Source organism: Aquificaceae bacterium (assembly GCA_037722135.1).
Lineage (GTDB): Bacteria > Aquificota > Aquificia > Aquificales > Aquificaceae > Pampinifervens > Pampinifervens sericum.
This window is the reverse complement of record JBBKAW010000008.1, coordinates 1-7,151: the sequence shown is the minus strand read 5'-3', so window position 1 is coordinate 7,151 and position 7,151 is coordinate 1. Positions and strand designations below refer to the sequence as shown.

Sequence of the window (7,151 nt, the reverse complement as noted above, 5' to 3'; positions counted from 1 at the left end):
ATAGCCCACTTCAAGGTATCCAAAACATGGTCCATTTCCTCAATACTAATCACTAAAGGCATCATCAAGACCATAACATCTCCCAAAGGTCTCAAAAATACGCCTCTTTCTCTGCACTTATAAGCCACTTTAAAGCCTGTTCTTTCTCCATAGGGAAACTTTTCACCAGTTTTTTTATCCTTTACCAACTCTATACCTGCCATAAAGCCAAGCTGACGCACGTCTCCTACATGCTTAAGCTCCCAAAACTCTTCAAGCCTCTTTCTGAGATGTTCTATCTTTGGCTGGAGCTTTTCAAGGGTTTTCTCTTCCTCAAAGACCTCCAAGTTTGCCAGAGCTACCGCACAGGCAAGGTTGTTGCCCGTGTAGGTGTGTCCATGATAAAAGTGCTTTAGCTCTCCAAACTCTCCAAGAAAGGCATTAAAGACCTCTTCGGTGGTTAAGGTTGCTGCCAGAGGCAGGTATCCACCCGTTATTCCCTTGCCAAGGCACATAAAGTCTGGACTTACCTCCTCCTGCTCGCAGTAAAACATGGTGCCAGTTCTTCCAAAACCTGTTGCCACCTCATCCACTATAAGTAAAGTGTTGTATTTCCTTGTGAGCTCTCTAACACCTCTTAGAAAGCCTCTTGGAAAGGGTAGCATGCCCGCTGCACCTTGAATGCCTGCTTCCAAGCTCACCGCCACTATATCTTCTCTGCTCTTGAGTATTTCCTCAAGCATATTCAAAAGCTCTTGCTTACACTCATCGCAAAGCCTTCCGTATTTTTCTTTGCAAAAGAGGTAGGGTGATGGAAGTTTAATGCTTTCAAAAAGTAAGTCTTTGTATGTTCCATGAAAGAGGTCTATGCCCCCAAGACTAACCGCACCCAGAGTGTCTCCGTGATAGGCTTCTGATAGGGTAATAAAGGCTTTTCTTTTCTCTCCCTTATTCCTCCAGTATTGGTATGCCAGCTTTATGGCAATTTCCACCGCTTCCGCACCATCCTCCGAATAAAAGACCTTTGTAAGCCCCTTTGGTGCTATTTCCACGAGCCTTTTAGCCAAGAGGATAGCTGGCACGTTGGAGCTTCCAAGTGTTGTGGTGTGTGCCACCTTCTGAAGTTGGTCAATTAACGCCTTGTTTAGCTTTGGATGGTTGTGTCCGTGCACGTTGCACCATAGGGAGGATATGGCATCTATGAACCTTCTACCCTTTATATCATAAAGATACACACCCTCTCCCCTTTCAAAGATGAGGTTTTCTTCCTCTCTGTAGACCTTCATCTGTGTAAAGGGATGCCAAAAGTATTCCTTGTCCCACCTTTCAAGGAGAAGTGGGTCTATCATGGCAACCTCCATATCAATACAATTTCTCCTTTTACCTCTCCCCTACTTTCCAAATCCTTTAGGACCTCAGAGAGCTTGCCCCTTATATACTCCTCGTGTATCTTTGTAAGCTCACGTGCCACACAAAGAGGAACTTCCGAGCCATATACCTTCTCCATAACCTGTAGACTTTTTACCACTCTGTTGGGTGATTCAAAGGCTATTATGGTGCTATCCTTGTAAACCTTTAGCTCCTCAAAGAACTTTTCAAGCCCTTTCCTTGGCAGGAAGCCTACAAAGGTAAACCTGTCTGTTGGAAGACCAGAACCTACAAGGGCAGTAAGGACCGCACTGGGTCCAGGGATTACCTCTACTGGTATACCCTTTTCCACACATGCTCTTATTAGTTTGTATCCCGGGTCTGAGATGGAGGGCATGCCAGAGTCTGACACAAGGGCAACGTCTTCCTTTTCAAGGAGCTTTAGAACCTTTGGCACTTGCACACTTTCCTTTGGCTCGTAGTAGGATATGAGTTTTTTGTCCTTTATGTTGTAGTGGTTAAGAAGTATCGAAGTTCTGCGCGTATCTTCGCAGGCTATGAAGTTAACGCTTTGGAGCACCTCAAGGGCTCTTAGGGTAATGTCCTTCAAGTTTCCTATGGGAGTGGCAACCACATAGAGCTTTCCCATCTTACTTCACCAAAAGAAGAGGTATGTTTATATGGTGCAGGACAAAGCTTGTTATACTTCCAAGAAATAGCTCTCTCACTTTCCCCTTTGAATAGGCTCCCATAAGCAGTAGGTCCACATCTCCCTCGTTGCAATGGCTCACTATCCTTTCCTCTGGTATGCCTTGCAAGACCTCTAACTCAACACCTTCAGGTCTTTCTGGGGGTGTATCACCCACATAAAGTGCGTAAAGCCTGGCATCATAGAGCTTAGAGAGTTCCTTTGCAAGCTCAAGGGCTTTTTTTGAAATGTCTCCTCCATCGTAGGCAACGCATATATTTCTTACAGGTCTTTTCTCTTCGGGGACGAGCATAACTGGAGACTTGCTCCTTCTTGAAACCACCTCTGCGGTGGAGCTAAGGAGAAAGCCCTTTATGGGACGCCTTCCTCTTCTTCCAATGATTAGTAGGTCCTCTGGGTCTGCCTGTTTGACAAGCTCCTCGTAAGGTATGCCTATGGTTTGAAAGGAGGAAACCTTTACGCCCCTTTGTCTACCCTCTGCGAGAAACTCCTCTATAAGGGTGTTAGCCTGCTCCTCCAAAAAATCTTTTACCTTCTGAGATATGCCAAGATAGTAGGTAAAGCCAAGCACTCCCGCCAAGTCCTCTAAAAAGCTCTCCTCAAGCAGTCTGTTGTCTATTATGTGAACTCCCACCACAGGAACTTGAAGCTTTTCTCCAAGCTCAAAGGCATAGTCCTTTGCGGTCCAGCCGGGTTTTGAGCCGTCAATTCCTACCACTATCCTCTTAAATGTCAAGGTTTCTCACCTCTCTTGCGTAAGTCTCTATAAACTCTCTTCTTTGCTCTACATCTTCTCCCATGAGTATGGAGAATATCCTGTCTGCCTCTGCTGCATCCTCTATGGTAACTCTAAGAAGTCTTCTTGTGGCAGGGTTCATGGTGGTTTCCCAGAGCTGTTCTGGGTTCATCTCCCCAAGACCCTTGTATCTTTGTATTTCAAAGGACTCCTTTACCAACTCCATAGCCTTTGAGTATAGGTCCTGTGGGCTTTCCACCTCCACAGACTTCTTTTCGTAGACTATTTTCACAGGAAACCTCACCTTTGAACCCTCAAGAAGAGACTTGTAGGAGAGTGAAGAGAGAAAGTCCACATCCACCATAACCTTTCTATTAGTCATCTTATCTTTGAAAACTATCTCATAGGCATCCTCAAGCCTATCGTAGTGGGTATCTATAGCCATGTCGGGAAGTAGTTTCTCAAGCTCCTTTATCTTTTCGCCAAGAAGAGAAGAATCCCTTAGGACTTCTTCTGTAATGCCTGCAACGAGAAGAGCCTTGAGGACTGCTTCTCCCTTTAGCCTTACCATAGCTTTATAGCCTTCTTCAATTTCCTTTACTTGCTTTAGGACCTGTAAGAGGCTTTCTCCTCTGTATTCTGTCCCACCTTGGTCTATGAGAACTGCCTCTTCTTCAAGGGTTTTGAGGAGAATGCTTTCAAGCTCTCTGTCATCCTTTACATACTCAACCCTTTTACCCTTCTTTATCCTGTAAAGTGGTGGCTGTGCTATGTAGAGATGCCCTGCTTCTATTAACTTTGGCATATACCTGTAGAAAAAGGTAAGAAGTAGAGTCCTTATATGTGAGCCGTCCACGTCCGCATCCGTCATTAGGATTATTTTGTGATACCTGAGCTTTGAAAGGTCTAAGTCCTCACCTATACCACAACCAAGAGAGCTAACTATGGTCTTTATCTCTTCGTTAGCAAAGACCTTGTCAAGCCTTGCCTTCTCCACGTTGAGTATTTTACCCCTAAGAGGCAGGATTGCTTGAGTCCTCCTGTCTCTTCCCTGCTTGGCAGAACCTCCTGCGGACTCACCCTCTACTATAAATATCTCGCACTTGCTTGGGTCTTTTTCTGAGCAGTCCGCCAACTTACCCGGGAGAGAAGAGTCCTCAAGAGGAGACTTTCTACGCACTAACTCCTTTGCCTTCTTAGCTGCCTCTCTTGCCAGTGCAGCCTCTACTGCCTTTTCTACTATAAGCCTAAATATGTCTCTGTGTTTGTCAAAGTATTCTGAGAGGTATTCGTAGGTTATGGACTCCACTATATTCTTTACATTTTGGTTTCCAAGTTTTGTCTTTGTTTGTCCTTCAAACTGAGGCTCTGGCACTTTGCAAGATATGACCGCCACAAGCCCTTCCCTTAGGTCTTCACCTGTTATGGTTTCCTTTAGCTCCTTCTGGAGCTTAATATTGGGTAAAACCTTCATAACCGCCTTTGTAAGACCAGACCTAAAGCCTGTCAAATGCGTTCCACCCTCAAGGGTCTTTATGTTATTCACAAAGGTTTCCACAGACTCCCTGTAGTCCTTTGTATAGGTAAAGGCTATATCCACATCCACACCATCTTTCTCGCCCCTTATCCTTATCACTTGGTCAAACAATTGCTCCTTGCCACCGCAGAGAAACTTCACCAAATCCTCTATACCTTTGTCAAACTTGTAGGTTAAGTCTTTTCCACTTCTTTCGTCAACGAGCCTAAAGGTGCACTCGGGGTTTAAATATGCCAACTCTCTTATGCGTCTTTCTACGATGTCAAATTTTATCTTTGTAGTTTCAAATATCTCTGGGTCTGGCTTAAAGACCACCTTCGTTCCACGCTTTGTGGTATTGCCTACCACCTTTACTTCATACAAAGACTCTCCCCTTCTGTATTCCTGTCTGTATATCTTCCCATCCCTATAGACTTCCACCATGAGCCACTCGGAGAGAGCGTTTACCACCGAAGCACCCACACCATGCAAACCTCCAGAGTATCTGTAGACCTTTTTGTCAAACTTTCCTCCAGCACCCAGCATGGTAAAGACCATCTGGACTGCAGGAAGACCCGTATCTGGATGAATGTCTACGGGTATACCCCTTCCGTCATCCTCTACCGCTATAGAACCGTCCGCATGGATTATAAGGGTTATATGGCTGGCATAACCAGCCATATGTTCGTCAACCGCATTGTCAAGTATTTCCCATATAAGATGATGAAGCCCCCTCTCACCTATGTCCCCTATATACATAGAAGGTCTTAAGCGAACGTGCTCAAGACCAGTGACTGCCTTTATGTCTGTTGCTTTGTAGTCTGTTTGGAGGTCTTCTTCTCTTTTCTTTCTCATGGTGTTTTAAAAGCACCCCCAGCGGGATTTGAACCCGCGATCTCCGCCTTGAAAGGGCGGTGTCCTGGACCGGGCTAGACGATGGGGGCTCAATACTCTATAAATTATAGCAAAACATCCATTTCATGTCAAGTAGTTGACCCCTCTTCGTCAAGGTAAAAGACATCGTCGGATATGGGCTCGTTCCACCTTTTAAAGCCAGGAAGAGCCTCTATTCTATACCAGGCGGACCTATACCATATACCCTTTGGTTGTCTCTTTACTGGAGCAACCTTTGCTGCTTTCGTTTCTGGGTGGTAGTCCCAAGTTATGTAGGCGTTAAAGTCTTGGATTATATCTGTTATGACTACGCCAAACTCTGTGGTTAGAGCTATCTGGAACTCTCTCCAGCGAAAAACAGAAGAATCTCTGAGGGTTAGACCAAAATAGCCTACACCACCGTCCTCTCTAAGGGTTGCTATGCCTCTACCTATAAAAGCTCTAAAGGCAGGCAAGGTTTCTGGTGGGTCTGAAACAAAGACATCGTATTTCCCCAGCATCTCCTGAGGGAATGGATTTCTCAAGTCCCAGACCCTTGCCTCTGCGTTATCTATGCCAAGCTCTTTGAAAATCCTGTTGTCAAAGTCTATTAATCTCTTGTCTATGTCTATAACCAGAACACTGCGTGCCTTCCTTGAGAGGGCTACCGCCAAACCAGTAAGGTCATCCTCCGCACCCAAAACAATAATATCCTTGTTTCTTAGGTCACCTCTTGAGTCCATAAAGAGCACCCTTGCCACCGTGGTCTCAGGTGTGACAGAGCCTTGGTCGTAGTCCCTAATGGCTTTGGGTCTGTCCTTTGTAATTTGAAGAAACTCTCTATAAAACTCTATATCCACATAAAAGGGAATGCCTCTGCCCTCACAGGCTTGACACACATATTCCACATAAGGCTCTATGCCAAGGTCTCTGACCAAGTCAAAACCCTTTTGAGTGAGCCTTATGTTTTCCTCGTCATCTATGAAGGCTATACCCCTTTCCACCAGGGTCTTTATTATGCCAGAGGCAGCAGGCACAGGCAGGTCGGACATATCCACAATTTCCCAAAAGTCTCCACTTTTGAGAAGTGCGGAAAGCACACGCTCTATGTTCTTTTTGTAAACCCTAACGCCACCCAATTCCCTTGCCCTATCCACAAGCTCTACAAGGACGCTCAATATACCACCTCCATTCCAAGAGTTTAAGCTATATAATTATACCACAACACGGAGGCTATTATGAAAGTGCAAAAACTCTTTAGAAGCCTACCACAAGACCTGGCAAGCCTTGAACCTTTTCCAGACTGGCAGGAGCTATCTCCAACCTTTGAAAAGCTACCCATAGGTGATTGCACCCTCCTTGTGGCAAGCATACAGGACGAGGACTTTGACAAACTCCTACATATATTCCAAAGCAGAGAGGAGGCTATGGGAGCTTTCCTTAGTGTAGCCATGGAGCATGGCTGGGAAGAAGTCCCACAAACCTATTGCATATACCACGCCCAAGAGATTGATGGTAAACTCATAGCAGGTATAAGGTTAGAAGGACAAACGAGCACTTACGAGCAGACCACGGTGGAGCAGATGGTTCAAACAATGGCAAGAGTTCACAGAGTGGTGGTCTACTCCTCTGACCTCTTAACCTACATAAAGGACATCTACCCAGAGATAGACCAAAAAGCCTATGTTATAGCAAGAGAGATAGCCAAAAAACTTGGCAAAGCTCCAGAGCTTGAGGAGCTGGCAAAGATATATGGCATGCCTATTGAGAGCCTTGAGGAAAAGCTAAAGCTCATAGAGAGGCTACTTGAAAACCCTCTTAGGACACCCTATGGAGAAGTGAATTTGCCACCCTTTAGTTATCCACTTGCAGGCTGTGAATAAATGGTGTATAATCCCTATAAAGGAGCTTTTTGGAAGCCTGTGCTTCCATGACATCTTGGCAGTTGAATAGGGTTTTTGGTCTTTGAA

At 45.2% G+C, this 7,151-nt stretch carries 6 protein-coding genes and 1 tRNA gene; 1 reads left to right on the top strand and 6 read right to left on the bottom strand.

Translation table 11 applies throughout. The features are described from left to right. The 6 genes from bioA to WKI49_00565 form a co-directional block, all read right to left on the bottom strand. The coding region (gene bioA / locus WKI49_00590; GenBank protein MEJ7620995.1) for an adenosylmethionine--8-amino-7-oxononanoate transaminase at positions 1-1,328 on the bottom strand (1,328 nt) is incomplete at its 3' end. Next, the gene (gene rsmI / locus WKI49_00585) at positions 1,325-1,996 is read right to left on the bottom strand and encodes a 16S rRNA (cytidine(1402)-2'-O)-methyltransferase (protein MEJ7620994.1); all 672 of its coding nucleotides are present in this window, start codon (positions 1,994-1,996) and stop codon (positions 1,325-1,327) included. The genes bioA and rsmI, both read right to left, overlap by 4 nt. Position 1,997: 1 nt before the next feature. Continuing rightward, positions 1,998-2,792, bottom strand: a complete 795-nt coding sequence (locus WKI49_00580; GenBank protein MEJ7620993.1) for a universal stress protein — start codon at positions 2,790-2,792, stop codon at positions 1,998-2,000. Next, positions 2,782-5,163 carry a DNA topoisomerase (ATP-hydrolyzing) subunit B gene (gene gyrB, locus WKI49_00575; GenBank protein MEJ7620992.1) on the bottom strand — a complete coding sequence of 794 codons (2,382 nt, stop codon included), beginning with the start codon at positions 5,161-5,163 and terminating at the stop codon, positions 2,782-2,784. The genes WKI49_00580 and gyrB overlap by 11 nt, the downstream gene beginning before the upstream one ends. A 13-nt stretch (positions 5,164-5,176) precedes the next feature. Beyond that, positions 5,177-5,252: transfer RNA gene (locus tag WKI49_00570), tRNA-Glu, on the bottom strand. A gap of 39 nt (positions 5,253-5,291) precedes the next feature. Next, a complete protein-coding gene (locus WKI49_00565) occupies positions 5,292-6,359 on the bottom strand; it encodes a bis-aminopropyl spermidine synthase family protein (GenBank protein ID MEJ7620991.1) in 1,068 nt (355 codons plus the stop codon). Between the two features lie 60 nt (positions 6,360-6,419). Here WKI49_00565 and WKI49_00560 point away from each other — a divergent pair, with 60 nt between their 5' ends. Next, positions 6,420-7,064 (top strand): hypothetical protein, encoded by a 645-nt coding sequence (locus WKI49_00560; protein ID MEJ7620990.1) that lies wholly within the window; start codon positions 6,420-6,422, stop codon positions 7,062-7,064. The last annotated feature ends 87 nt before the right edge of the window (positions 7,065-7,151 follow it).

What these genes read in the sequence shown, in the direction of transcription:
- rsmI (MEJ7620994.1), bottom strand. Translation starts at nt 1,996, where the DNA reads ATGGGAAAGCTCTATGTGGTTGCCACTCCCATAGGAAACTTGAAGGAC.
- gyrB (MEJ7620992.1), bottom strand. Translation starts at nt 5,163, where the DNA reads ATGAGAAAGAAAAGAGAAGAAGACCTCCAAACAGACTACAAAGCAACA.
- WKI49_00560 (MEJ7620990.1), top strand. Translation starts at nt 6,420, where the DNA reads ATGAAAGTGCAAAAACTCTTTAGAAGCCTACCACAAGACCTGGCAAGC.